We start from the raw sequence: 26,958 nt of genomic DNA on the forward strand, positions 1-26,958 counted from the left end.
CATAGCAAAAGAGCGAAGGTGTGACTTCGCCATGACGTTGTCTATGTATTTTTTGTTTTTGGTTTAGGCTGCACTATCTGACGGTAGAGAAAGAATAGGGCATATGGAACTATCCATATCCCATAACCTTTCGATAGCGTTCAAATAGTGCAGTTTTTTTGTGGTAAACTTCTAAAACCAACATAGAAGTGCCACACTCCGGGCATCTGAGCGGATCATAGCCAAAGGTCAGAAGAATCAAATTCCGCCAATCTAGGAGCTTAGAAAGATAATGCTGCTTCTGCTTGGATAAACATTTCCGGAGATTTTTTTCCTGTTTGTGGTGCTTTGCATAAATGCCGTAGTAGCGGACCATTTTAAAATGCTTGTCAGGGATATGCAGGATCAGGCGTTTGATAAAGTCAATGGCGGGGATGCATTCTGTGATCGTTTTATGGTCCTCATGTCGCTGATAATGGAACGTCACAGAATCCCCGTCATAGGCATCCATCCTGGAAGTGGCAATGACAGGCCGTCCAAGGTATCTGCTGATGTATTTAATGGTGATATCAGGAGAACACAAATTAGGTTTGGCTCTCACATAAAAGCCTTCGGGATGGTCTTTGTAGATTTGATTTTTAAGCTTCTTAAAAGGCGGCCCCAGTTTAAGAGAGAGCTGATCCAAAAGGACTTTCCGAAAAGCCAGGCGCAGGAAATCATAATCAAAATGGGGATTGGGTCGCCAGGGAGTAATGTTGCCAGCACCGCCTTCCGAAATCAGGGCATGGATGTGAGGATTCCACTTTAAATCTCTACCGAAGGTATGAAGGACGCAGATAAAACCAGGAGTAAAGAGTTCGGACTTATTCATCTTGAAGAACATGCGTAGGACGACATCCCTGACAGAATGGAACAGGCAGTTAAGGAGTGAGTGGTCCTTAAGAAAGAAGATGCGCAGTTCCTCAGGAATGGTAAAGACACAGTGTCTGTGGATACAGGAAACGAGTTTACAAGACATACGAAAAGCACGTTTCTGGTTATAGACGTTGCCGCATGAGGGACAGAACCGGCTTTTACAGGAAAAGGGAACAAATTTAAGGTTACCACAATGAGGACAGCCAAAGAAAGCTCCGCCATAAGAAGGATCATGGCAGAGGATCATCCGGTTGATGTTATCCAAAACATTTTTATCAGGTCGAATAACATATTGGATATATTCAAAGTGGTCAGAAAAAATAGTTTGGAGGATGTTCTTATGCATAAGAACATTTTACAATAAAGCAGCAAAAAAGGAAATCCCCTAAAACCCCTCATGAGTGAGGGGCAGGGGAGTTGAGAGTGCCGAAGGCACTTTGTTCAATACAATGGGCGTGCGGCGCATCCTACTGCGATTTTTGCACTTTTTTAACGCCAATAAATTGCGCAATTTCAATGAATATTATTTGTTAAAACCATAGAACTTAATAAAATATATGACAATTTAATGGACTTAAGCCATAAAAAAGCTTTTTGTAATTAAAAACAGAGAATCGTCTTTGAATTTAAGTAACATAGTATGCAATGAATCCATTTTATCATTGTAAGCTATCGAGTAGAAAACTTGTGATATCTGTGCAAAAATAGGGTCATCAAACGGAAAGTCCATACAAAATGGACAACATAAAATGAGAAGGAAGGTAATGTTATTATGATGAATTTACAAGGCTCCTGGGTGGCAATGCCCACACCGTTCACAGAGGACAACAAAATCGATTTCAAGGGTTTTGAGACCCTGATCAACCGTCAGATCAAATATGGCACGTCCCAGCTGTTTATCCTTGGCTCCGCAGGCGAGGTGACGCTGCTGACCCAGGAGGAGAAGGAAGCCATCGTCAAAGAAGTGATTCAGATGACAAAGGGCAAAATTCCGGTGTTCTTCAGCGCCGCGTCCTTCACCACGGACGTCAGCGTGGCTTTTGCACAGTATTGTGAGAAGCAGGGCGCGGACGGCGTCGTGTTCACGGTTCCGCCCTACGTGCTGATCAACCAGACTGCGGCCCACATCCATCTGGACACCTGCATGAGCGCGGTGGACATTCCCTGCGGTATCTACAACAATCCCTCCCGCCTCGGGGTTCAGGTGATGCCCGAGACCATCAAGAAGCTGTCCGACGCCCACAGCAATTTCGTGGTGGACAAGGAAGCGCTCCCCAGCGTGGAGCAGCTGGTACAGGTGCAGAGGCTGTGCCAGGGTAAGGTGAAGATCATGTGCTGCGATTTCCCCAAATATTCCATCGTGCTTCCCACGCTGGCGGTGGGCGGAACCGGCACGGCCAATATCGGCGGAAACATTATCCCCGAGGAGGCGGCTATGTACTCCCGTCCCTGGACGGACATGAAGATCATTGAGGAGTGCCGCGAGGGCTATTTCAAGTGGTTCCCGCTGTTACAGGCCCTGTACACCTTCTCGAATCCCGTGGTGATCAAGGCGGCGCTGAACGTTTTAGGCCTGCCGGGCGGACATTTGAGAAAGCCCTACCAGGATTTCGGCGGTCAGAAGCTGGCGGATCTGGAGAAGCTCATGGGCGAGATGGGCGTGATCGACAAATACGGCGTGAAGTCATAAGAATCGGTGGCAGGAGGTCATTTCATGGCGGAAAAGTTAATTGTAATCGGAGGTACGGCGGCCGGTCTGAGCGCCGCCTCCAAGGCGAAACGCGTGAAGCCGGAGCTGGAGATCCAGGTGTTTGAGAAATCCGGCTATATCAGCTACGGGGCCTGCGGCCTGCCCTATTTTGTGGGTGGGATGATTGCGGAGCCGGATGATCTGGTGGCGGTGAACGCGGAAACGATGCGGAATAAACGGGGAATCCCCACCTGGATTCACCATGAGGTGACTTCCATCAACCGCGGGGAGAAAACCGTGGCGGTAAAGAATCTGGATACTGGGGAGGAACGCATACACCCCTACGATAAACTGGTGATCGCCACCGGCGCGGTTCCGGCGGCCCCGCCGATTCCGGGAATCCACTCTGAGGGAGTCTATTACCTGAGAACGGTGGAGGACGGAATCCGCCTGAAGGCTACGGTGCAGCGGGAGGCCAAAAGCGCCGTTATCATCGGCGGCGGTTTCATCGGCCTGGAGCTGGCCGAAGAGTTGACACTGTCTGGGGTCAGTGTTACGATTTTTGAGCAGCTTCCCAGACTGCTGCCCTTTCTGGATCTGGTGTTTTCCCAGAGCGTGCTGGAAAATCTGGAACGCCACGGGGTGAAGGTCCACACGGGAACCGGGGTGGCGGAGATTCTCACTCAGGACGGCAGGGCGCGCTGGGTGCGCACGCCGCAGGGCGAAACGCTGGAAACGGATTTCGTGCTGGTGTCCGCCGGAGTGAAGCCCGCTTCCGGTTTGGCCGGACAGGCGGGGCTTACCCTGGGTCTGAAGGGAGCGATTGTGGTGGACGACGAGATGCGCACCAGCGACCCGGACATCTGGGCCTGCGGGGACTGCGTGCAGATGAAGCAGCTGATCACCGGGGAACCGGTCTATGTGCCTCTCGGCACCACGGCCAACAAGCAAGGGCGCATCGCGGGCGGCAACGTGGCGGGCGGCCATGACACCTTCAAAGGTGTGCTCGGCTCCACGGTGACCAAGGTGTTTGAGCAGTACATCGCGTCCACTGGCCTTTCCCTGGAACAGGCACAGGCCGCCGGGTATCAGGCGGTTTCCACCATAATCACCAAAATGGACCGGGCCTCCTACTATCCGGGTGGCCGGGACAATCAGATTTGCCTGATCTTTGACCGGAAAACGGGGCGTCTTTTGGGCGCGCAGGGCATCGGCAGCGAGAGCATCGCCGGGCGCATCAATGTGCTGGCAACCGCCATTACCTGCGGCATGACCGTGGAGGCAGTAAATGAACTGGATCTGGTCTACGCGCCGCCGGTGGCTCCGGTTTATGATCCGATTTTGATCGCAGCCAGCCAGGCTGTGAAGAAAGTGGAAAAGCAGGTGAAATGATGGGGCAGATTTACGAGGTTACGGTGAAGGCCGGGGAGGATATCAAGGCGGTTGTCACGGATTACGTGCTGGGACAGGGCTGGGAGAGCGTGTACATTACCGGAGCGGTCGGCTCGGTGATCGGCATGTCCTACACCACGCCGGTACGGGATCAGCTGCCCCTTGTGACCGCCTCCCAGCCGGCCGAGGGAGCGGCGGAGGTGCTGTCCCTCACCGGCGAGGTGATGAAGCGGGAGAAAATGGACCCGGCGCTGCAAAGCGTCTACAAGGACACGGAGTGCCCGCTGTTTGTACATATCCATATCAGCTGTGCGCATCGGGACGGCTCGGTTCGGGGCGGCGGCCTGGCGGCCGGAAACGCGTTCCGCTCACTGCGCATTTTCATGACCCCGCTGGGGTAGAAGCGATCAGGGCGGGCAAGGCCCGCTGCAGTAAACGACTAAGAGGAGGAATTTTGAAATGAAGAAAAATTGGTTGGCATTGATACTTGCAGGTGCAATGGCATTTTCCATGACCGCGTGCGGTGGATCTTCCGGGACGGCCGCGACGGCAGGCGGAGGGGATACGGCGGCAAAAGAGGAGAGCGCTGCGGCTGCGGACCAGGGGGATCAGGCTGTGGGTGAAGGCATTGAAAAGCCGTCCTCGCCCCTGCGGTATTCTCTGGGAACCAGCTCTTCCGGCGGTAACTTTTACCTGGTGGGCGGGGGAATCGCAACGATTCTGAACAATTCCCTGCCGGATTATTTTGTGATTACTTCGGAGGAGACCGGCGGTTCCACCGCCAACCTGACCATGATCCAGAACGGCGAAATGGAGGTGGGAATCGCTATGACCTCATCCCTGGCCGAAGCGAAGGAGGGAACTGCGGAGTGGACCGGAGGCCCCATGGACAAGGTGAGGGGGATGGTGGCCCTGTATCCGTCCTATATGACGATGTATGCGCTCTCTTCATCGGGAATTAAAAATATCAGCGATTTTAACGGCAAAATCGTAGGCCTTGGTTCCAAAGGTGCCGCTATGGACAGCGTGTTGCGTACTGCATTTGACAAGATGGGCGTAAAACCGGCTTCTATCTACAACGACGGACACGGGGCTACCGCCTCTGCTGTGGCAGATGGACAGGTGGATGCGGCGGTGTTGTTCTCCTTCCCGCCCTTTGCGGCGATCTCCGAATTGGAGGCTACCCAGGAGCTGACCTTTATCGGCCTGACACCGGAGGAGCAGAAGCAGTTGACCGATATGTATCCCTTCTATACGGCGGCTACCATGCCGGCCGGCTCTTACAAGGGCGCTACGGAGGATGTTCCCACTGTAACCGAGTGGAATATGCTGGTGTGTAGCAGCGAGGTGCCGGAGGATTACATTTATCTGATGACCAAGACGCTGCTGGAGAACAATCCCCAGCTGATGGAAATCCACAAGAGCCTGGAATACTGCACGGCGGAGAACATTTTAAACTACAATGTGCCGCTCCATGCAGGCACGGTGCGCTATCTGCAGGAAGTCGGAGTGAATGTGCCGGACGAGCTGATTCCGCCTGAGTACCAAAAATAATTCTCGTTTCCGACGCTAAAGGAGGACTTGATGGATAAGAAATTTACATACCAGAAGGTGGTTACAGTGGTCTGCATGCTGGTGTCACTCTTTGCCGTGATCATCCATGTGGGGAACTATACCACGTTTACAATGCCCAGCATCCTGTTTTATGCATGGCATCTTCTGATCGGACTAGTGCTGATTTTTCTTTATAAACCTCTGGGCGGCAGCAAGGAGCTGTCGCCCGGGATGCGGACTCTGTGCAGGGTGGTGGACTGGGTTCTGATCGCTCTGACCGCAGTCGTGAGTTTTTACGTGATTTTCAACTTTGAGACCTATACCACCACCATGCAGAACAACATGATGACAAAGGAGCTGTATGTATTTGGAATCATCATCACCCTGCTGGTGCTGGAGGCGGGGCGGAGAATGCTGGGAAACGTGCTGCCCATTATCGCCATCGTGGCCATTATTTACGCGTTGACGGGCGATAAGATTCCGGGGCTGTTCGGGCACCGGGGCTACAGCATGCAGCGGGTGGTGCTGTCGATCTTCAGCGACCGCGGCGTCTATGGCACGCCCATCGGAACTTCGGCCACCAATGTTTACCTGTTCCTGTTGTTTGCAGCCTTCCTGTCGGTATCCGGCGCGGATATTATTTTCCAGAATATCGCCATCGCGGCGGCCGGAAGAAAACGGGGCGGCCCGGCGAAAATGGCGGTAATCGCCAGCGCGTTCTTCGGGACTATTTCCGGTAGCTGCGTGGCCAACGTGGTGAGCACCGGCGCGTTTACCATTCCTCTGATGAAGCGCAACGGTTATCCAAAGAAGTTCGCCGGGGCGGTGGAGGCGGTTGCGTCCACCGGCGGCCAGATCATGCCTCCCATTATGGGAGCGGCGGCCTTCGTGCTGTCGGACGTGGCGGGAGTTCCCTACGCGGAGGTCTGTATTGCGGCGATTCTGCCCGCGCTGATGTATTATATCTGCCTGGTTAAAATGGTGGATCTGGAAGCGGTGAAACACAACCTGGCGGGGCTGAGCGAGGACGAGGTTCCCAATCTGAAGGAGTCTCTGGCCAGAGGAATGAAGCTGTTTATCCCGGTCGGCGTGCTGCTGTTTATGATGTTGGGGATGAAGACCACGCCTATGAAGGCGGCTATTTTTGCCACTGCTGCGATTCTGGTTACGGGAGTTTTGGATTCCAAAGACCGGATGACCGTAAAAGGGGTGGTGGACGGCGCTGTGGCGGCTGGAAAATCTCTCTGTTCCGTTGTGGCTGCCTGTTCCACTGCGGGAATTGTGGTGGCGGTGTTCTCCCTGACCGGCCTGGGTCTTAAATTCTCCAACTTTATTGTGCAGCTGGGCAGCAATTCCCTGATCCCCAGCCTGATTCTGGCCATGCTGGTGTGCGCGATCCTGGGCATGGGCCTGCCCACCACGGCGGCCTACATTGTCTGCGCCACCGCCATTGCGCCCGCTCTGACGGGGCTTGGGCTGCCGATTCTGGCGGCGCACCTGTTCCTGCTGTATTTTGCGTCCATCTCGGCGATCACGCCGCCGGTGGCGGTTGCCTCCTACGCGGCGGCCGGTATTGCGGAGGAAAATCCCATGAAGGTGGGGCTGCAGGCGGTGAAGCTGGGAATCACGGGATTTATCCTTCCCTTCGCCTTCGCGCTGAACCCGGATTATATCACCTTCGGGTGGAATCTGCAGACGCTTCTGACCTGGATCTCCGGTATGGTGGTCTGCTATTCCCTGGCGATTATGCTGCAGGGATATGTGGAGAGCCGGATTACCGTGTTGGAGCGGTTGGCTTATCTGGCTGTGATCGTGTTAGCCATTACGCCGTATATGGTGAATTCTCTGATCGGATTTGTGCTGTTCGCCGCGCTGTACGGCTTCCGCAAATGGCAGGCGAAACGCGCGCCTCAACTGGCTTCCTCTTAGTATTTTGCAATATAGATGTGAGTATGGGCCCCGGATGGATATCCGGGGTCTGTATTCGTTTGGGGTGGAGGAAAATGGATAAAACATAAAGTTGATTATGTTGTATTCGGTTATCCGTTATGCTAAAATGAAGGGGTATAATTGAACAGAGTACAGAGGATAGACTGATGATGGCCTTCGGAAATAAAACGAAGGAGGAAGTATGATGTGAGTACACTTGAAGTGTTGACATTGGTGCTCGTGATTTTCGCGGCGCTGACTTACATAGACAATCATCAAAATCGAAAATGAGCTATCCTCTACTGGCATAGAGGATAGCTCGTAACTGAAAATTACGCCTTATCCGAAGTGTCCTCATTGGACTCCAACTGTCCTTTGATTACTTCTAAGTAAATTATACATGGGGTGCTTGAATTTTTCAAGTACCCCTTTGAGATTTTTATCTATCATAATTTATGTTATGTTGTATTTTGTGCCTCGCTATGCTAAGGCGAGGGGGTATAATCGAACGGAGTACAGAGGATAGACTGATGATGGCCTTCGGAAATAAATCGAAGAAGGAACTATGGTGTGAATACACTTGAAGTAATGACATTGGTGCTCGTGATTTTTGCGGCGCTGACTTACATAGACAATCATCAGAACAGAAAATGAACTATCCTCTACTGCAATAGAGGATAGCTCGCAACTATAAATTGCACAGGTATCCGAAGTGTAATCATCGGACCGCAACTGTCCTTTGATTACTCCTAAATAAATTATACACGGGGTGCTTGAATTTTTCAAGTACCCCGTTCAAATTTTGCCGGACTTTTAGCCGTGGGCAGGCGGTGGGATTTTGCCGGAAAGCTTTGTTTTAAGGGAAAAAGTGGCTGAATTCGCGGGCCATGTCTTGACGAACAACCGTGGAAAGCTTATACTTAAATCTATTGAAGTCAGGGCACGCCGATGTTTCCGAACGGTCTTTTACAGATGGGACAGGATGGGAATGGAGGCGTTTGCCCGGGAAATGAGGGAATGAAACCATGTGTCAGAATTGTAAAAAGCCATATTATATCACCACGGCCATCGCATATGCCTCCGGCAAGCCCCATATCGGCAATACCTACGAGATCGTGCTGGCCGACAGTATTGCCCGCTATAAGAGGGCCCAGGGCTGCGACGTGTTTTTCCAGACCGGAACGGATGAGCACGGCCAAAAGATCGAAGAGAAGGCCCAGGCGGCGGGCGTGTCTCCTAAGGAGTTTGTGGACAAGGCCGCTGAGGAGATCAAACGGATCTGGGATCTGATGAACACCTCCTACGACAAGTTTATCCGCACCACGGACGCGGACCACGAGGCTCAGGTGCAGAAGATTTTCAAGCGCCTGTATGACCAGGGAGATATTTATAAGGGGTATTATGAGGGCATGTACTGCACGCCCTGCGAGTCCTTTTTCACCGAGTCCCAGCTGGTGGACGGCAAGTGCCCGGACTGCGGCCGCGAGGTGAAGCCGGCCAAGGAGGAGGCCTATTTCTTCCGCATGAGCAAGTATGCGCCCAGGCTGATTGAGCACATCAACGCCCATTCCGAGTTCATCCAGCCCGTCTCCAGAAAAAATGAGATGATGAACAATTTCCTGCTGCCCGGGCTTCAGGACCTGTGTGTGTCCAGAACCACGTTCAGCTGGGGAATTCCGGTTACCTTCGATCCCAAGCATGTGACCTATGTGTGGCTGGATGCGCTGACCAACTATATTACCGGAATTGGGTATGATTGCGACGGCGATAGTACCGAGCAGTTTAAGAAGTATTGGCCTGCTGATCTGCATTTGATCGGCAAAGACATTATCCGCTTCCATACCATTTATTGGCCCATTTTCCTGATGGCTCTGGGTGTGGAACTGCCTAAGCAGGTGTTCGGACATCCCTGGCTGCTGCAGGGTGACGGCAAGATGAGCAAATCCAAGGGAAATGTGCTCTATGCCGATACGCTGGTGGATTTCTTTGGCGTGGACGCGGTGCGTTATTTTGTGCTTCATGAGATGCCTTTTGACAACGACGGTGTGATTTCCTGGGAGCTGATGGTGGAGCGGATGAATTCCGATTTGGCCAACATTCTGGGCAACCTGGTGAACCGGACGATCTCCATGAGCAACAAGTATTTTGGCGGAATTGTGGCGGATAAGGGCGCGGCGGAGGCCGTGGACGAGGATTTAAAGGCTACGGTTCTGGAAGCGGTGAAGAAGGTGGAGGCCAAGATGGAGCAGCTGCGCGTGGCCGACGCGATCACCGAGATTTTCAATATTTTCCGCAGAAGCAACAAGTATATTGACGAGACGACGCCGTGGACGCTGGCGAAGGACGAGGCAAAGAAGGACAGGCTGGCTACGGTGCTTTATAACCTGTCGGAGGCGATTGCCATCGGGGCTTCGCTGTTAGAGCCGTTTATGCCGGAGACGTCCGGGAAGATTCTGGCTCAGTTGAATACCGGCAAGCGTGAGCTGGCGCAGATGGATGTGTTCGGGATGTATGAGTCCGGCACAAAGGTGACGGACAAGCCGGAGATTTTGTTTGCGCGCATGGATATTAAGGAAGTGATGGCTAAGGTGGAGGAGATGAACGCGGCAAATGCGCCGGCGGTTCAGACGGAAGCTGAGGCGGAGGAGAAGGCGGACGACGGGATTGATCTGGAGGCTAAGCCGGAGATCACTTATGATGATTTCGCCAAGCTGCAGTTCCAGATTGGCGAGATTATCGCCTGCGAGGCGGTGCCGAAGTCTAAAAAGCTGCTGTGCTCCCAGGTGAAGGTGGGAAGCCAGGTGAGACAGATTCTGAGCGGAATTAAGGCGTACTATTCTCCGGAGGAGATGGTGGGTAAGAAAGTCATGGTTGTGACGAATCTGAAGCCCGCTAAGCTGGCCGGGATGGTGTCCGAGGGGATGCTGCTGTGCGCGGAGGACGCTGAGGGAAATTTGGCGCTGATGAGGCCGGAGAAGGATATGCCGGCTGGGGCGGGGATTTCTTGAGATAATTGGTGAGAAAATTGGAATAGGATGGAATGAGGGCTCGCGATGGGGGATTTTTGTCGCGGGCTCTTTTTTTGAGGAAGAGGGCGGAAGGGGGTGTGGCGGAAGGGGACGCGGCGGATCGGGGCGCAGCAAAAGGGCTTCGCGGGACTGCTTTGCGGAGCGCAGGGACTAACGCCCGGGAAACGCAAAATCCTGGGCACCGGCTCGATTCGCGGAGAAACTCTGAAGAGCTTTCTCCGCTCAGGTCGCCTGAAATCGTGTTTTGGAGAACACGATTTCTCCCAGGATTTTGCGCTCCCCGGACGTAAGTCCCTGCGGTCCGCAAAGCAATCGCCCCGCGAAGCCCTTTTGCTGCGCCCCGATCCGCCGCTGGGACTTCCGGGAGTGGGAGAGGGGGAGGAGGCTGTGGGAATCTGGGAGTGGGAGGAAGCTGTGGGACTTCCGGGAGTGAGAGGGGGAGAAGGGGGAGTTGTTAAAAAATGGGGATTTGTCCCACTTTTGGGGTGGATTTTGTGGGGGAAGTGGGAGAAAACTTGCAATTTTTCTGGGTTTGGAGTATGATAGAGGAACACATATAACATAATGTGGGGTACGAAGGATGAACGGGAGAGTCAGAAGGAGACGGTATTCCAGACGGGCGTTTAATGGGCTGACGGGGAATCAGTTGAAGTTGATCGGGATGCTTGCGATGTTCGCAGACCATATTGGGGCTGTGGTGATTCAGTGCGGGATTTTGCATGGCAGGGATGCGCTGGCTTGCAGCGCGATTATTGCTACGGCTTCGGGACAGAGATGGCTGTTGGTGGGGAAGGTCTGCCGCTATGCGGGAAGATTGGCGTTTCCGATTTTTGCGTTTCTGCTGGTGGAGGGATTCCGGCACTCCAGAAACAGGGCGTTTTATGCGCTGCGCATAGGTGTCCTGGCGCTGGTGTCTGAGATTCCGTTTGATCTGGCTGTTTATAATACGTGGTTTTATCCGGGGTATCAGAATGTGCTGTTTACCCTGCTGATTGGTATCGTGGTGATGGAGGGGCTGGAGCTCCTGGACAACCTTTTTTTGCAGATTGTGGTGATCGCGGGAGGCTGCGGGCTGGCTTGGGTGATTAAGTCGGATTACAGCGTGCTGGGAGTGCTTTTGATCGCCGGCCTGTATTGGTTCCGCCACAATGATGTGGGGCAGCTGGTGTGCGGTGTGGCGCTGTCCGCTGCTGAGAGTTTGAATTATTACTGTGTTTCCGCGCTGGCCTATGTGCCGATTGTGCTGTACAACGGCAGACGGGGGGCGCAGGAGTTTAAATATTTGTTTTATGTGATTTATCCGGTGCATCTTTTGGCGCTTCATCTGTTTGCGGGCTGGATCACGGGAAGAGTAGGAGTTTAAGCGATGATTTTTGATACACACGCACATTACGACGACGAGGATTTTGACGGAGAACGTCAGGCGCTGCTGGAGGGCCTGAGCGGGGCCGGGGTCAGGGCTGTGACGAACATTGGGGCCAGCTTGTCCAGCAGCAGGGCGACGTTGGAGCTGGCGGCGCGGTATCCGTGGATGTACGCGGCCATTGGCGTGCACCCCAGCGACACCGGGGAGCTGTCGGAGGATGGGATTGGCTGGCTGCGGGAGGCTGCGGCCGGTGAGAAGGTGGTGGCTATCGGCGAGATCGGCCTGGATTATTACTGGGAGGAGCCGGAGCATGAAGTTCAGAAGAAGTGGTTTTCACGGCAGCTGGCCCTGGCTGGCGAACTGAAGCTTCCCGTGGTGATTCACAGCCGGGACGCGGCAAGGGATACGCTGGATATGATGAAGGCGGAGTGCGCCCGGGAAAATGGAGGCGTGATCCATTGTTTTTCTTATGCGAAGGAGATGGCCAGGGAATACCTGAATATGGGATTTTATCTGGGGATCGGCGGGGTTGTGACGTTTAACAATGCGAAGAAGCTGAAGGAAGTGGTGGAGTACGCGCCGCTGTCTCAGATTGTGCTGGAGACGGATTGTCCATACCTGGCTCCGGTGCCGAACCGTGGGAAACGCAATTCGTCCATGAATCTGCCTTATGTGGCGGAGGAGATCGCCCGGATCAAGGGCGTGAGCCGGGAAGAGGTGGAGGCTGTGACCTGGGAGAACGCCTTGAAGCTTTACCGGATTGTTTTGTAAATAATTGGAAGAATGAAAAGGAACTGCCGCCTGCGTGATCTGGAGGGATTACGCGGGCGGCAGTTGTGGATTTTAGAGCTCGTCATCCTCTTTCAGGATATGGTTTACCTCTTTCAGACCGATTCCACAGTCTCTGGCAATCTGTTCCGGCGCGCAGCCGCTTGCCGACAGGCGGAGAATCCGTTTGGTCAGAGCAATTCCGCGTTCCATGCCCTGTCCGATGCCCTGTTCAATTCCACGCTCCACTCCCTGTTTAAACCCATCCTCAACTAACATCTTGCCAAGTCTCGTCATCGCAATCATCTCCTTTACTCGTTCCAGTTCCCGGGCGTTCAGAAATTTGTCTGCAAAGGTATACAGAACGGCCTGCATTTTTTCCATCTCCAGCTCTGTTACGGCGGATTCTTCTTTTTGAAGGATTTTCAGGCTTTTTACAATCCGGTCCTCAACAATCAGCCGGCCGGACATCAACGGTGTGAGAAGCAGCGGTACCAAATCCGCTTTCCGCAGCTTCTCACCGCGTTCCTGCTTTTCTTTTAGCTGGGAAAATACGTGGTCTGCATCCTGGTCCTGCATTCGGATGGCGCGCACCCGGTAAACGTTGATTCCTTCTGTCAGCTCTGTTTTAAGCCGCTCCACCCGGGAGGAGCAGATGACGCAGGTCGTGACCGCTACTTTGTGGGCGCGGCTGGTTGCGGCCTCATATTCCCGAAAACGCCGCAGGTCCTCCAGGGTGATGGAATCGCTCTCGAACTCCAGATGTACCCATCCGTTGTCCGCCATCACATAGTTAAAGTCCTGGTACATCTGACGCGCTTCCAGCTTTACCGACTCCGTAGGAGCGATCAGCGCAATGGTTCCGGAGATTCCCATTAACGGCATCAATTCCTCGCCAAAATACTGGGCCGCCGTCTTTAGCGCCAGATCTTCGTGATGAATCTCCTGTTTTTCTTTTTCCACACAGCCTCCTTGTTCTGCAAGCTGCGCGCAAACTCCTATCTACATTATAACAACGATTCCTGCACCAGGCAACCGGCTCTCGCGTTATTTGAATTGAAATAGAATGATTGTCTCTTAACTGATTTTTCGTCCGATGTGGACGTGATTACCGACTGCCGCCATTTGCGGCAAATTGAATGTAAAACGTGGAATACAGATTGGTCATGGTTCCGGCGGATAGGCGCTTGCACGCTCCCCGGCGCCCGGTGTTTCTTCAATATAGCACAGAAAACACCGGATGACAATACCATTTTCATTCCTTCACCGCGATCAGTATTCCTGCGGAAATGACCACGGCCCCGATCACAAATCCGGTGGTGATCTGCTCGTGAAGCAGGAGCACGCCAAGGACCGCAGAGGTCAGCGGCTGCAGGGGGTATAACATGGAGCAGGTGCCTGCGCTCAGGAGCTGGAGGGACTTGTTCCACAGCGTGTGGGCCAGGGCCGTGCAGATTACCGCCAGGTAGATGAGGGACAGCACGGCTGGAAGCGTGAAACGGCAGGGCGTTGTGCACAGCTCCCAGATGGAGGCAGGGATATTGAAGCAGAGGGCAATGGCCATGCCCACAAAGGCGATTTGGATGGGATCGTATTTGCCCGCCACCTTGCGCACCATCACTGAGGAGACAGACCAGAAGGTGACGGAGCAGATGGAGGCGGCGATGCCCGCCAGGCTGAGTTCTCCGCCGCCGACGCCGAGGATGGCGTAGACGCCCGCCACGGAGACGGCGATGCCCGCGATCCGGCGCAGCGATACGCGCTCTTTCAGGACAAGGGCCGCGATGAGCGGAATGAACACGGGATTTAAGGCGTTGATCAGGGAGGCCAGGGAGGCGTCCAGCAGGTTGGTTCCGATCAGCTGAAACCCGATGGATACAAAGTATCCCACGCCGCCGATGATGACGAAGTATTTCCGGTCCGCGCGCTCGATCTTTTTCATACCCTTTTTCTTCAGGATCACGTAAAGGATCAGCACAGAAAGGGCGTAGCGCCCTAAGAGGACCGTCAGGGGCGGGATCACAGCCAGCGCGTATTTTGCCACCACGTAGATGCTGCCCCATATGATAAATGTGATTACCAGATAGAGGTAACCCAGCCGTTTTTGATTCATGTTCCCTACCATTCTTTCCTGGGATTTTATGTAAATATCTGCGGCCTTCCCGCGTCCGCACGCCACTCATCATAGCACACTTTTTTTCAACAGACAATATGCTGCGGACGGGAATTTGACGGGAATCTGGCAGAAATTTGGCGGATGGGAGCCGGCGTTTTAGCCGCCGGGCGGATGTGGTATAATATGGAACCACAACGATCGATCATCAACCTGCGGCTGGTGGTAAGGTATGGCAGGGAATCCACGTATCGTTATCCAGCGCCCAAGGACAAAGTATAATTGCAAAAACAACCACAGACCGCCGGAGCGGCCGCCGTCCATCCCGGCGGATTTTGGTGTGTCCTGTAGAACGCATCTCCTGCGTGTTTTGGGTAATATAGTGCAATTTGTTTCGCGATACCAGTGAAAATTATTGAACTTGATAAACAACTGAAATTTATAGATAATATAGCCAGGTAAAAACATATGAATATTAGACAAAAATACGAATTGAAAATGTTGGCGGTTGACGGATATGTCAACATGACCAAAGTCGCGGAGATGTTTTCCATCAACCTGCGCACAGTGCGGTACGACATCGGGATTCTGAACGAGTTCCTGCTGCGGGAATTGGGGCGGGAGTGCATTTTCGTGACCAACAAGACGGCCCAGGTGGACGGGGACGTGAAGGGACAGCTGGCCGGTCTGGCCGAGGTGGGGGTGAAGGATTTTTACACGGACCGTCTGACCGGCGAGGAGCGGATGCTGCTGATCGTGTTTGACCTGTGTTGGTCCAACGGCTACAGCACCATCCAGGACATTGCGGACAAATATTTTGTCAGCCGGACCACGGTGAACGCGGATATGGTGGCGGTCAAGGAGTATTGCCGGAAAAATGGCATAAATCTGATCAGCCAGCGGGGGAAAGGACTCTGCATCGACGCGGACGAGGTGGGCAGGCGGAAATATCTCTCCAAGGTGATCCGGGATTTCACCGCTCTGACGGGGGACCGCACAGAGTGCGACCGGTCCATTTACGCCCAGTGGTTCGAGGAGGATGGCCTGAACAAGATCAAGGCCATTGTCACGGACGTGGAGGAGGCGTTTTCCACGTATCTGGACGATATCGCCTACGAGGCGCTGGTGATCCACATCGCCCTGTCCATCAAGCGTTTCCGTCTGGATGAGGAGTACGGTGAGCCTAAGGCCGCAGACCGGATTGAGCGGGACAGCCTGCAGTATCAGATGGCACTGGAGATTGTGCGGCGTGTGAACGAAAACTTCCGGATACGCCTGCCGGACGCGGAGATATCCTACGTGGCGGTACACATGGGCGCCAAGTCCAGCGCGATCACCAAACAGGAGGCGAGCGGGGACGTGCTGCTGGAGCTTTACTGTATCAAGCTGATCGCGGGCGTGAGCAAACGGATTGGTTATGATCTGACCAGCGACGACCGCCTGTACGAATTTCTGATTCAGCACATCAGCGCCTGCACCTACCGGACCAAAAACGGGATGCTGCTGGAAAACCCGCTGAAGGACGAGTTGATTCACAATTATCCAGAACTGTACGGGGCCATTAAGGACACGTTCCCGGCGGTGGGAGAGCTGAATCTCATCGTGCCGACGGACGACGAGATCGCCTACATTCTGCTCCATTTTGCGGCGGCGATCAACCGGAGAAAGCAGAACGCCGAGCGGCTGGTGAACGTGGTGGTGGTCTGCGCCACGGGGATCGGCACCGCGGAGCTGGTGGTGACCGGGCTTAACCGGAACTTCAAACTGAATATCAGGGGGACGGTGGCCCGGCATCAGCTGGAAAAGTTCCTCAAAAAAGAGGATGTGGACCTGATCATTACCACGGTGCCGTTGCAGACCCGAAAGACCTTTGTGAAGGTCAGTCCCCTGCTGAAGCGGGACGATATTGTCCGGGTCAGCAAGCAGCTGTTGGACATGGGATTTAACATCGAGCGCTCCGTGACCGTCCGGGAAGGGGAGAGCGCCACGGCCAAACGGCTCAGAGAGCTGTTGGAGCGGTATGCCGCCAAAGAGGATGAGGAAATCCTGCTGGGGGAGATCGGCAGGTTGCTGCAAGATAAAAATAAGAATAGGGTTGAGGGAAAATATATGCTGAGTGAGTTGATCAATGAGACGAGCATCCGCCTGGGCGTGGAGTGCGGTACCTGGGAGGATGCGGTGCGGGAATCCGGAAAAATCCTGGTGGAAAACGGGGATATCACGGAGGAGTACATACAGGCTGTGATTGACAATGTAAATGAGGTTGGCCCGTACATTGTCATCACCAAAGGGGTGGCCCTCCCGCACGCCACCAATAAAATCGGGGTAAATCGCACGGCGATGTCCTTTATCAGTCTGAAAACCCCGGTGAATTTCGGCAGTAAGGCCAACGATCCGGTGAAATATGTGTTCATGCTGGCGACCATCGACGCCAATTCCCATCTGGGAGCGCTCCAGGATTTGGCGGAATTTCTGGGAAGAAAGGAGTTTATAGAAACCCTGGGAGCGGCCAGGGATGCCGGCAGCATAGTATCATATATCAAAGAAAATGAAACCAATAACCAATAGGAGGGATTTTGATATGGAAACAAAGAAATGTTTGATTATGTGCCGTACAGGCATGGGCAGCTCCATGATGCTCAAGATCAAGGTGGACAAGCTGATCGACAAGAACGGCTACCCGATGGATGTGACCCACGACGCGTTCAGCGGCTTCGCAGGCCAGCAGAACGTGGACATCATCATCACCATGGAGGACCTGATCGAGGAGTTTAAAAATTCCAAGGCCTACGTGATCGGGGTGAAGGACATCATGGACATGAACTTCCTGGAAGGGGAGCTGAACAAGTATTTTGAGTTGGAAAAGGCGAAAGGAAACCAGTAACATTCAGAAAAAGGGGGATTAAAAAATGGCAGTATTGCAATTTGTGGTTTATGACATTTTAGGTGAAGCGTCGCTTCTGATCGGACTTATGGCCATGGTGGGCCTGCTGATTCAGAGAAAACCCGCAGAGAAGGTGATCGCGGGAACCATCAAGACCATCGTGGGCTTTTTGATCTTTGGAATCGGTTCCTCGGCGGCCCAGGGGGCGTTAAACGGATTCCAGTCCCTGTTTGTGACAGCCTTTGGTCTGGAGGGCGTGACCCCGATTTCCGAGGCCATCACAGCCCAGGCTCAGACGCTGTTCCCGATGGTGATCGCACTGATCATGGTGGGCGGCTTTGTCTGCAACCTGGTGATCGCAAAGCTCACCAAGTTCAAGTACATTTTCCTGACCGGCGGGCACAGCCTGTTCCTGTCCGCCCTGCTGGCGATTCTGCTGAAGGCCCTTGGGCTGTCCGATGTGGCGGCGATCCTGATCGGTTCCGTGATCCACGGCTTTGCGGCGGCGCTGTATCCGGCGATTGCCCAGAAATCCATGAACGCGGTCACCGGCACAGACGAGATCGCCATCGGTCACTACTGCACCCTGGCCTACGCGTTTTCCGGCTGGCTGGGAAGCAAGGTGGGCAACCCGGAGGACAGCACGGAGAAGATCAAGCTGCCCGGCTGGCTGTCCATGTTTAAGGATTACATCGTTTCCGTTTCCCTGTCCATCGGCGTGATCTATTACATCGCGGCGGCGGTGGCCGGCAGAGAAGCAGTTGAGGTGATCTCCGGCGGAACCCATTGGCTGATTTTCCCCTTGATGCAGACGCTGACCTTTACCGGCGGTCTTTACGTGATCATCACCGGCGTGCGCCTGTTCCTGGGTGAGATCGTTCCGGCGTTCGTGGGTATTTCCGAGAAATTTATCCCTGGCGCAAAACCGGCTCTGGATTGCCCGGTTGTGTTCCCCTACGCCCCCACGGCTACAGTTTTAGGATTTATTTCCGCCTATGCGGCCGGTTTGATCTGCATGTTTATTATGGCCGCACTCCACACGGTGGTTATGATTCCGGTGGCGATCCCGTTCTTCTTCATCGGCGCTACCGCAGGTGTGTTTGGAAATGCCAGAGGCGGCTGGAAGGGCTGCGTGCTGGGCGCCTTTGTGACCGGCGTGCTGATTTCCGTAGGCCCGGCCATCATTTACCCGATCATGCAGAGCGTAGGCTTAAACGGAACCAGCTTCCCGGAAACGGACTTCAACCTGATCGGTATCTTCTTTAACTTTATCGGAAAGGCCCTTGGCAAGTGGTAATGGAGGAACATGAAATTATGACGGACATAAAGCAGCTGAAACTGACGGCGAACCGCAACCGCAAACGGATTGTGGAGATGGTATACCAGGCCGGCGTGGGCCATGTGGGCGGGGCCCTCTCCGTGATCGACCTGCTCACGGCCATCTACGAGCTGGAAGTGGATTTTAACGAGGAAAAACGGACCCGCGTGGTGCTGTCCAAGGGGCACGCCACGCCCGCCCTCTACGCGGAGCTGGCACAGAAGGGGATCATCGACGAGAAGGATTTCCCCACGTTCCGGCAGATCAACTCCAGGCTTCAGGGGCACCCCTACACCTGTGACATTCCCCAGGTGGACGCCACCACGGGCCTGCTGGGCCAGGGCTTTTCCACCGCCCTGGGTATGGCTTTGGTCAAGAAGCGGGAGCAGGATCCCCACCGGATATATGCCATCGCGGGGGACGGGGAAACCCAGGAAGGCCAGATTTGGGAGGCCCTGATGATGGCTGCCCATTACAAGCTGGACAACCTGGTATACATATTCGACTACAACAAGCTTTCCTCCGGCCATCCCACCAATGAGGTTATCAACCTGGAACCTCTGGCGGACAAGCTGGCGGCATTTAACTACCACGTGATCGTGATCGACGGAAACGACATGGAGCAGGTGGTGAACGCACTTAAAGAGGTCAGGACGGTGAGCGGCCGTCCGGTGGCCATTGTGGCCAACACCGTCAAGGGAAAGGGCGTCAGCTTCATGGAAAACGTGCCCAAGTGGCATTCCAGCGGCCTGACGGACGCGGAATATGAGACTGCCATGAGAGATTTAAGCGCCAGGGAGGAGGAGATTTGCAATGAGTTATGACACAATCACCCTGAGGGAACTGGTGGGCGGCGTTCTGGTGGAAGCCGGAAAAGAGAACAAGGACATCTACGTCATTGACAGCGATCTGGCCAAGTCCACCACCACCAACCAGTTCGAGGAGGTTTTCCCGGAGCGCTTTGTGGAGACGGGCATCGCGGAGCAGAACGCCATGTCCATTGCCGCAGGCATCGCGACCGAGGGAAGAATTCCATTTTATGTAAATTTTGCGATCTTCGTGTCGGGAACCTGCTGGACCCAGCTGCGTCAAATCTGCTACGCCAATTTAAACGTAAAGCTGATTGCCACCCACCCGGGTATGGATGGCGGCTACGACGGGGCCACCCATCACGCCAATGAAGACCTGGCGCTCATGCGGGTTCTGCCCAACTTAAAAATCCTGGCGCCCAGCAACCCGGACGAGCTGAAGGCGGCGGTGCAGATCGCCATCGCCCACCAGGGCCCGGTATACATCCGCTGCGTGCGGGATGCCGTGCCCAATCTGCCGGCGAAAGAAACGGTGCAGATGGGGAAAGCGGTGGTCGTGGAGGACGACGGCGACGATTTCGCGCTGATCTACGAGGGATCCGCCACAGAGCTGGCCTTTAAGAGCTTTGCGGCCTGCCGCGAAAAAGGAAAAAAAGGAAAACTGATCAATCTGTTCTCTATTAAACCGGTGGACCGCGATCTGATCCGGCAGACCGCCGGAACCGTGAAGCGCATTGTGACCATTGAGAACCACTCGGTGATCGGCGGACTGGGCGGCCTGATTGCAGAGACCGTCTGCGACATGCCTGGCCACGCGCCGGTGCTGCGGGTGGGCGTGGAGGACGTATTCACGGAATCCGGGCCGTCGGGGTTGGTGAAAGAGAAGTATGGGTTGAATGTGGAACATGTTTTGGGAAAATTAGGGGATTGATGGCTGCTGTGCAGACGCCGGGAACCACATTTCTCCCCCAGAATTCCAGTACACTTTAGCAAACATGAAAAGAACCAGGCGCGATACATAACCTGGTTCTTTTCATGCTATCTTAATTCTGACCTTACAGGCTGTTATTGTGGGTAAACCAGGACACATTTTTCAATATCTTCCGTTTCATGATCAGAGATATAGATTTTGGCCGATTTGGACAGATCATTATCCAAAAATTTTTCCATTTGAAGTATATTTAAAACGGCAGGCCAATTCTCACCGGCATTCTCTGTTTCCAGCCAAATCCCCATTAAAGGACCGGATTTATCTTCCACAGTATCGATGTAGTCATATCCGTTGTCCCGAATGTCATTATTTGTTAATTCTGCGATACGATCCGGAACACAGTAACGCAAATCCAAGTCCGGATTCACAAGTTCTCCAGGATCTAACACAATAATGATTGTCTGCATAATCCCCTCCTAAACATGAAATATTGTCATCAAATTATATCACGAATCAGCAGGAAAATATAGTAGTCAGACAGATCCGGTTTTCATAATGTCTATGAATCAGAGCATTATTGATTCAATGCAGCTTGTGTTGGAACGTTTACAGGAGGTATAATAAAGCAGAAACCATATGCTGCCGAATTACAAAGCCGCAACTAAACAAAACCAGGAGGACCCCCGCCATGACGCCCCAAGATTTTCTAACCATCCTATCAAGAGCCGCAATCCTAAAAACCACAACCCGCCACTGCTACACGCAGGAAAACCGCAAAGAAAGCGTAGCGGACCACAGCTGGCGCATCGCCCTGATGGCCATGCTCTTATCCGGCGAGCCGGAATTTCAGGACACGGACATGAACAAAGTGATCCGCATGTGTCTGATCCACGATCTGGGCGAAACCTTCACCGGGGACATCCCCAGCTTCGAAAAAACCGACCAAAACGTACAGACTGAGGACGCCCAATTCCTCACATGGGCCAACACCTTCCCCTCCCCCCAGCGCCAGGAATGGCTCTCTCTCCTGGACGAAATGGAAAAATTACAAACCAAAGAAGCGAGAACCTACAAAGCCCTGGACAAGCTGGAAGCGCTCATATCCCACAACGAGTCCGACCTCTCCACCTGGCTCCCCCTGGAATACGACCTCCAACTGACCTACGGCCAGGAAAACGTCCAATTCTCCCCCTACCTAACCGCCCTGCGCAAATGCATCGACCAATGGACCCTCGCCAAAATAAGTCCCCAACCCTAACCCTCCTCTTTTTCTCCCCACTCCCACAAACCCCAGCAACCGCCCCAAAACCTCAGCTTCAGGGGAACGGGTGGGGGAGGCGGCGGATGGAGGGGTGACTTTTAGGAGGCTCGCAGCCACTTAGCGGAAAGGCGGGGCAAAACGGGAGGCAAAATCAGGCGCTCAACGCCTGATTTTGAGCGGTTATGAAGGAAAAGTGCTTCAGCAGTTTTCCAGAATTGGAGCGGTACCCCGTTTTGCCCCGCCTTTCCGCTTAGTGGATGCCGCCGAGTAAACCGGAGCCCCACCGTCCGCCGCCTCCCCCGCCCGTTCCCCTGAATCGACACCCTCCGCGCGGTTGCGTCCCTTTTGCGCTCCACCCCCTAATTTTCATTGACTTTTCCCTCCCAATGGTCTACCATAACCTTAAAAGAAAACGTAAGGAAAACCACATGCAAAACAAACTGGGCAACCCGAAAGAAACAATCGAAATCATCCAGAAATACCAATTTGTATTCCAGAAAAAATTCGGACAAAATTTCCTCATCGATCCCCACGTACTGGACAAGATCATCACCGCCGCGGGCATCGGCCCGGAGGACTGCGTGCTTGAGATCGGGCCGGGCATCGGCACCATGACGCAGTATCTGGCCGAACATGCCCGCCAGGTGATCGCCGTGGAAATCGACTCAAACCTGATCCCCATACTGGGCGAGACACTGAACGATTACCCCAACGTCACCATTATTAACGACGACATACTCAAAGTAGACATCAACCATCTGGTGGACGAGCACAACGGCGGCAACCCCATCAAAGTGGTTGCCAACTTACCCTACTACATCACCACCCCCATCATTATGGGCCTGTTCGAGAGCGGTGTGCCCATCGACAACATCACCGTGATGGTGCAGAAGGAGGTGGCCGACCGCATGCAGGTGGGCCCCGGCTCCAAGGACTACGGGGCGCTTTCCCTGGCGGTCCAGTATTACGCCAGCCCCTACATCGTGGCCAATGTGCCGCCCAACTGTTTCATCCCCCGGCCAAACGTGGGCTCCGCGGTAATCCGCCTGACCCGCTACAAGGAGCCGCCGGTGCAGGTGACGGACCCGGCGCTGATGTTTCGGCTGATCCGGGCCTCCTTCAACCAGCGGCGAAAGACCTTACAGAACGGGCTCAACAATTCGCCTGAGCTTTCCTACACCAAGGAAGATATCGCCGAAGCCATCGCCGGTCTGGGTTTGCCGGCGTCCGTGCGGGGGGAAGCGCTGACGCTGGAGCAGTTTGCAGCGCTGGCCAATTATTTCACGGAACATTTTTAGAACGGATGTTACAGACGACATGTCTCACTGGCCGAAAAAGCCGGTGAGGGAGCGGCGGATATCCGTCCGCTGTGAAAATTGGGGTTCAAAGCAGCGCACAAGCAAGCCCGGCGCTGCTTGCCACGTCAATTTTCCTGTCGTCTGAACTGATACAAATATGGGAATACTCTGGATGGATTAACATAGCTGCATTTGCGGTTTTGCCGGTTTACGGCGGGGCGGCGTGGATTGCATAAGAAATCTGCCAGGCAGAGAAGGAAAATCGAACACATTTGGAAAGGAAGAGAGCAAAGATGAAGAAAAAAGCAGGAAAAGTCATCGCGGTAGGCGCAGCGGCCGCAGCAGCGGGAGTGCTGCTGAAAAAGATGCGGGATGGACAGAAAAAGCAGGAGTCATCCAGAATTGAGTCCATCGAGGAGGCGGTGATGAATAACCGCGACTATGGCGAGAAGAGGGCCTACCTGGTAGGCGGGGGACTGGCCACCATGGCGGCGGCAGCTTACCTGATCCGGGACTGCAAATTCCCGGGCGACCGCATCACCATCTACGAGGGCATGCACATTCTGGGGGGCAGCAACGACGGAATCGGTGATCCCGAGCACGGTTTTGTGTGCCGCGGCGGCCGTATGCTCAACGAGGAGACCTACGAGAACTTCTGGGAGCTGTTTTCCTCCATCCCGTCCATCCGCCAGCCCGGACGCAGCGTGACCGAGGAGATTTTGAACTTTGACCACGCCCACCCCACCTGCGCCAAGGCCAGACTGGTGGACCGTGACGGCAAGATTCAGAACGTGAAGAGCATGGGCTTCAACCAGGCCGACCGCAACGCCCTGTTAAAGCTGCTGCTGACCGACGAGAAGAAGCTGGACAACCTGACCATCCAGGATTGGTTCAAGGAGACGCCCCACATGTTCACCACCAATTTCTGGCATATGTGGCAGACCACCTTTGCGTTCCAGAAGTGGAGCAGCCTGTATGAGTTCCGCCGTTACATGAACCGTATGATTTTTGAGTTCAGCCGCATCGAAACTCTGGAGGGCGTGACCAGAACTCCCTTAAACCAGTACGACAGCGTGATCCGCCCGCTGGAGGCCTATCTGCGCAGCCACGGCGTGGTATTCAAGGAAAATACCGAGGTAACCGATATTGATTTCGCCGACGGCGCGGGCATCACGGCCAAGACCCTGTACCTGAAGAGCCGCAATACGGCGGCGGGCGAGGGCGAGCCGGAATACGTTATTTCCACCGTGGAATTAAACGACGGCGATCTCTGCATCATGACAAACGCCTGCATGACCGACAGCGCAACTCTGGGCGACATGCATACTCCGGCCCCCGCGCCGGTGAAAAAGCCTATTTCCGGCGAGCTCTGGGCCAAGGTGGCGGCTAAGAAGCCGGAGCTGGGCAACCCGGAACCGTTCTTCTCCAAACCTCATGAGACCAACTGGCTCAGCTTTACCGTGACCTGCAAGGGCGACCAGCTCTTAAAGGTGATCGAGAACTTTACCGGAAATGTACCCGGCAGCGGCGCGCTGATGACCTTCAAGGATTCCAGTTGGCTGATGAGCAGCGTGGTGGCGGCGCAGCCCCATTTCGTGAACCAGCCCATGGACGAGACCATTTTCTGGGGTTACGGCCTGTATACCGAGGCTATCGGCGACTACGTGAAAAAGCCCATGAAGGACTGCACCGGCGAGGAGTTGCTGAACGAGTACCTGCACCACCTGCATATCCCGGAGGACCAGATCGCGGAGCTGATGAAGACCGTGATCAATGTGATCCCCTGCTATATGCCCTATGTGGACGCGCAGTTTGAACCACGCAAATACACCGACCGTCCGTCAGTAGTGCCCACCGGCTCCACCAATTTCGCTATGGTCAGCCAGTTTGTGGAGATTCCGGACGACATGGTGTTCACCGAGGAGTATTCCGTGCGCGCGGCCAGAACCGCCGTATACACCCTGATGGATGTGAACAAGCCCATCTGTCCGGTGACTCCCTACAACCGCGATCCCAAGGTGCTGCTTAAGGCGCTGAAGAAGGCGTATATGTAGCAGGTATGTGGGAAGCCATGTGGGCTTTGCCGCTGGATGAGCGCAAGGCTGAACATGTTAGCCTGAGTTATGAATATTGTTAGAGCGCCCCGTATGGACGGGCAGAGCTTCCGCAGTTACACCCAGCGGACACGGCTTTGCCCGGCAGCGGCGCTCTTTTTTCGCGTTCCTGATGATTGCGGGGACAGGTCTGTGGCCTGCACTGCTCGCCGGCACTGCTCAGTGCAGGACGAAACGTGGGCTTCAGGAATAACGCTGTGCGGCACAGGAGGAAAGTAAATGATTTTTATCGGAGGAATCAGCCAGGGCCAGAAGATCCTGGACTATGTAAAAACCGTGATCTGCGACCGCTGCGGCCGTTACGGCCGTTTCCAGGTGGTGATGACCTACATGTATTTCAGCTTTTTCTTCATTCCGCTGTTCAAATGGAACCGGAAGTATTATGTGAAAATGTCCTGTTGCGGCACTGTTTACCAGCTGGACCCGGAGGTGGGAAAGATTCTGGCCCGGGGCGGCCAGGTGGACATTGAACAGAAGGACCTGACCCTGGTACAGGAGGGAAACGGCAGATACGACAACGGGTTCGGGAACCGGGTGAAAAAATGTCCGAACTGCGGGTATGAGACTCAGGAGGACTTTGAGTTTTGCCCGAAGTGCGGGACGAGGTTTTAGGTGGGGAATGGAATTTGAAAACAGGGGTATATATGTTGGTTAGGCAGTGAAAATCGGGGGAAAACGCTATGACAATCGTACAGATGCAGTATTTCCAGGCAGTGTGCAGATACGAGAACTTTACCAGGGCGGCGGAGGAACTTCACATTTCCCAGCCCGCCATGTCCGCGGCCATGAAGGATCTGGAGAAGGAGTGCGGGGTGCCGTTATTTGTCCGGGACAAGAATTCTCTGAGGGTGACGGACGAAGGCAAAATCCTGTTGGAGGAGGCCAATCTGGTGCTGGGGCAGTATCAGCAGATGAATCAGATTGTGCGGGATTTGGCGCTGACCCGGAATTATATGCGGGTGGGGCTCTCCACCCTCAGCGGAAACCAGGTATACCCGGAAATTCTGCTGGAATACCAGAAGCGGCGGCCAGGCGTGCAGGTGATGTCCGTGGAGGAGTCCACGCCCCGCCAGTTTGAGATGCTGGACGCGGGATTGCTGGACGTGATCATAACCATCCGGCGCTTCGACCAGGAAGAGGAGCAGAAACGGTTTGAAAAGGTATACCATCACTGGCCTATGAAGCAGACGCGGATGTGCTTCTGCGTGGGCAGGGAAAATCCTCTGGCGGGGGAGACGTTTGTGACTCCTGAGCAGATTGTCACCCAGCCGCTGGTGCTGCTGAAGGAGAATTTCAGCCAGACAACTCGGATCAAGCAAATGTTCCGGGAAAGCGGCCTGGACTACCACGTACTTCACTATACCAACCAGATGTATACCGTGGAGCGGTTTGTGGAAAAGAACGTGGCTGCGGGATTCCTGCCGGAGTCGGTATCCCAGAGCAATCCGAAGATCGTGGGGATTCCTTATCGGGAAGGCACCCGCGCGTATATTGAATTGTTCTGGAGAAAGGATCAGTTTTGGTTCCCGGTGGTGAAGGAATTTATACGGGTGGTAAAGGAGCTGTATCCGAAAATGTGACAGGCTGCACCTGCGGCCCATTACACCC

22 protein-coding genes and 1 pseudogene are annotated in these 26,958 nt (G+C 54.2%); 18 read left to right on the forward strand and 5 right to left on the reverse strand.

The window, feature by feature from the left end; genetic code table 11:
- Nucleotides 1-109 precede the first annotated feature (109 nt).
- Both ACK2JC_RS15505 and ACK2JC_RS15510 read right to left on the reverse strand, forming a co-directional pair.
- Nucleotides 110-862: a transposase gene (locus ACK2JC_RS15505; protein WP_368275016.1), complete on the reverse strand. Its 753-nt coding sequence runs from the start codon at nt 860-862 to the stop codon at nt 110-112.
- Between the two features lie 144 nt (nt 863-1,006).
- Nucleotides 1,007-1,240 (reverse strand): annotated as a pseudogene (locus ACK2JC_RS15510) (transposase zinc-binding domain-containing protein); the annotation flags it as partial.
- A 426-nt stretch (nt 1,241-1,666) separates the two neighbouring features.
- On the opposite strand from ACK2JC_RS15510, the gene ACK2JC_RS15515 reads away from it, so the two are divergent.
- The 8 genes from ACK2JC_RS15515 (at nt 1,667) to ACK2JC_RS15550 (ending at nt 12,625) form a co-directional block, all read left to right on the forward strand.
- Nucleotides 1,667-2,584: a dihydrodipicolinate synthase family protein gene (locus tag ACK2JC_RS15515; RefSeq protein WP_320937484.1), complete on the forward strand. Its 918-nt coding sequence runs from the start codon at nt 1,667-1,669 to the stop codon at nt 2,582-2,584.
- Nucleotides 2,585-2,608: 24 nt separating this feature from the next.
- Complete coding sequence (locus ACK2JC_RS15520) at nt 2,609-3,976, forward strand: FAD-dependent oxidoreductase (protein ID WP_320937483.1); 1,368 nt, start codon at nt 2,609-2,611, stop codon at nt 3,974-3,976.
- Nucleotides 3,973-4,377, forward strand: a complete 405-nt coding sequence (locus tag ACK2JC_RS15525) for a PPC domain-containing DNA-binding protein (RefSeq protein ID WP_007707247.1) — start codon at nt 3,973-3,975, stop codon at nt 4,375-4,377. The genes ACK2JC_RS15520 and ACK2JC_RS15525 overlap by 4 nt, the downstream gene beginning before the upstream one ends.
- Nucleotides 4,378-4,435: 58 nt before the next feature.
- Complete coding sequence (locus tag ACK2JC_RS15530) at nt 4,436-5,530, forward strand: TAXI family TRAP transporter solute-binding subunit (protein WP_320937482.1); 1,095 nt, start codon at nt 4,436-4,438, stop codon at nt 5,528-5,530.
- Nucleotides 5,531-5,560: 30 nt separating this feature from the next.
- Nucleotides 5,561-7,459 carry a TRAP transporter permease gene (locus ACK2JC_RS15535; RefSeq protein ID WP_227167137.1) on the forward strand — a complete coding sequence of 633 codons (1,899 nt, stop codon included), beginning with the start codon at nt 5,561-5,563 and terminating at the stop codon, nt 7,457-7,459.
- 1,025 nt (nt 7,460-8,484) lie between these two features.
- Entirely contained in the window at nt 8,485-10,467 is a 1,983-nt protein-coding gene (gene metG / locus ACK2JC_RS15540) for a methionine--tRNA ligase (RefSeq protein ID WP_320937481.1), read from the forward strand.
- Between the two features lie 601 nt (nt 10,468-11,068).
- Nucleotides 11,069-11,851 (forward strand): TraX family protein, encoded by a 783-nt coding sequence (locus ACK2JC_RS15545; RefSeq protein WP_227167134.1) that lies wholly within the window; start codon nt 11,069-11,071, stop codon nt 11,849-11,851.
- Between the two features lie 3 nt (nt 11,852-11,854).
- The gene (locus ACK2JC_RS15550) at nt 11,855-12,625 is read left to right on the forward strand and encodes a TatD family hydrolase (RefSeq protein WP_276948982.1); all 771 of its coding nucleotides are present in this window, start codon (nt 11,855-11,857) and stop codon (nt 12,623-12,625) included.
- Nucleotides 12,626-12,697: 72 nt separating this feature from the next.
- Here ACK2JC_RS15550 and ACK2JC_RS15555 read toward each other — a convergent pair whose 3' ends face one another.
- Complete coding sequence (locus ACK2JC_RS15555) at nt 12,698-13,585, reverse strand: hypothetical protein (RefSeq protein WP_320936912.1); 888 nt, start codon at nt 13,583-13,585, stop codon at nt 12,698-12,700.
- A 292-nt stretch (nt 13,586-13,877) separates the two neighbouring features.
- The gene (locus tag ACK2JC_RS15560) at nt 13,878-14,735 is read right to left on the reverse strand and encodes a DMT family transporter (protein ID WP_227167131.1); all 858 of its coding nucleotides are present in this window, start codon (nt 14,733-14,735) and stop codon (nt 13,878-13,880) included.
- Between the two features lie 468 nt (nt 14,736-15,203).
- Between ACK2JC_RS15560 and ACK2JC_RS15565 the strand changes: the two genes are divergently transcribed.
- Genes ACK2JC_RS15565 through ACK2JC_RS15585 form a run of 5 tightly spaced genes read left to right on the forward strand, consistent with a single transcriptional unit; the run spans nt 15,204 to nt 20,677 of the window.
- A complete protein-coding gene (locus tag ACK2JC_RS15565; protein WP_320936913.1) occupies nt 15,204-17,303 on the forward strand; it encodes a BglG family transcription antiterminator in 2,100 nt (699 codons plus the stop codon).
- 13 nt (nt 17,304-17,316) lie between these two features.
- The gene (locus ACK2JC_RS15570; protein WP_092365930.1) at nt 17,317-17,619 is read left to right on the forward strand and encodes a PTS sugar transporter subunit IIB; all 303 of its coding nucleotides are present in this window, start codon (nt 17,317-17,319) and stop codon (nt 17,617-17,619) included.
- A 25-nt stretch (nt 17,620-17,644) separates the two neighbouring features.
- Nucleotides 17,645-18,916 (forward strand): PTS ascorbate transporter subunit IIC, encoded by a 1,272-nt coding sequence (locus tag ACK2JC_RS15575; protein WP_320936914.1) that lies wholly within the window; start codon nt 17,645-17,647, stop codon nt 18,914-18,916.
- Nucleotides 18,917-18,933: 17 nt separating this feature from the next.
- A complete protein-coding gene (locus ACK2JC_RS15580; protein ID WP_320936915.1) occupies nt 18,934-19,761 on the forward strand; it encodes a transketolase in 828 nt (275 codons plus the stop codon).
- Nucleotides 19,751-20,677, forward strand: a complete 927-nt coding sequence (locus tag ACK2JC_RS15585; RefSeq protein ID WP_276948992.1) for a transketolase family protein — start codon at nt 19,751-19,753, stop codon at nt 20,675-20,677. The genes ACK2JC_RS15580 and ACK2JC_RS15585 overlap by 11 nt, the downstream gene beginning before the upstream one ends.
- A 134-nt stretch (nt 20,678-20,811) precedes the next feature.
- On the opposite strand, the gene ACK2JC_RS15590 is transcribed toward ACK2JC_RS15585, so the two are convergent.
- Entirely contained in the window at nt 20,812-21,144 is a 333-nt protein-coding gene (locus tag ACK2JC_RS15590; RefSeq protein ID WP_276948993.1) for a hypothetical protein, read from the reverse strand.
- A gap of 221 nt (nt 21,145-21,365) precedes the next feature.
- Between ACK2JC_RS15590 and ACK2JC_RS15595 the strand changes: the two genes are divergently transcribed.
- The 5 genes from ACK2JC_RS15595 to ACK2JC_RS15615 all read left to right on the forward strand — a co-directional run bounded on the left by ACK2JC_RS15595 (nt 21,366) and on the right by ACK2JC_RS15615 (nt 26,930).
- On the forward strand, nt 21,366-21,935 hold the full coding sequence (locus tag ACK2JC_RS15595; protein ID WP_320936916.1) for an HD domain-containing protein: 570 nt from the start codon (nt 21,366-21,368) through the stop codon (nt 21,933-21,935).
- Between the two features lie 431 nt (nt 21,936-22,366).
- Entirely contained in the window at nt 22,367-23,236 is an 870-nt protein-coding gene (rsmA, locus tag ACK2JC_RS15600; protein WP_276948723.1) for a 16S rRNA (adenine(1518)-N(6)/adenine(1519)-N(6))-dimethyltransferase RsmA, read from the forward strand.
- A 293-nt stretch (nt 23,237-23,529) separates the two neighbouring features.
- A complete protein-coding gene (locus tag ACK2JC_RS15605) occupies nt 23,530-25,290 on the forward strand; it encodes an oleate hydratase (protein ID WP_320936917.1) in 1,761 nt (586 codons plus the stop codon).
- Nucleotides 25,291-25,569: 279 nt separating this feature from the next.
- Nucleotides 25,570-25,962, forward strand: a complete 393-nt coding sequence (locus tag ACK2JC_RS15610; RefSeq protein ID WP_276852102.1) for a zinc-ribbon domain-containing protein — start codon at nt 25,570-25,572, stop codon at nt 25,960-25,962.
- Nucleotides 25,963-26,030: 68 nt separating this feature from the next.
- Nucleotides 26,031-26,930, forward strand: coding sequence for a LysR family transcriptional regulator (locus tag ACK2JC_RS15615; RefSeq protein ID WP_320936918.1), 900 nt, complete (start codon nt 26,031-26,033; stop codon nt 26,928-26,930).
- Nucleotides 26,931-26,958 lie beyond the last annotated feature (28 nt).

Origin of the sequence: Enterocloster lavalensis, from assembly GCF_046603895.1 — a bacterium.
In the GTDB taxonomy this organism is placed as follows: domain Bacteria; phylum Bacillota; class Clostridia; order Lachnospirales; family Lachnospiraceae; genus Enterocloster; species Enterocloster lavalensis.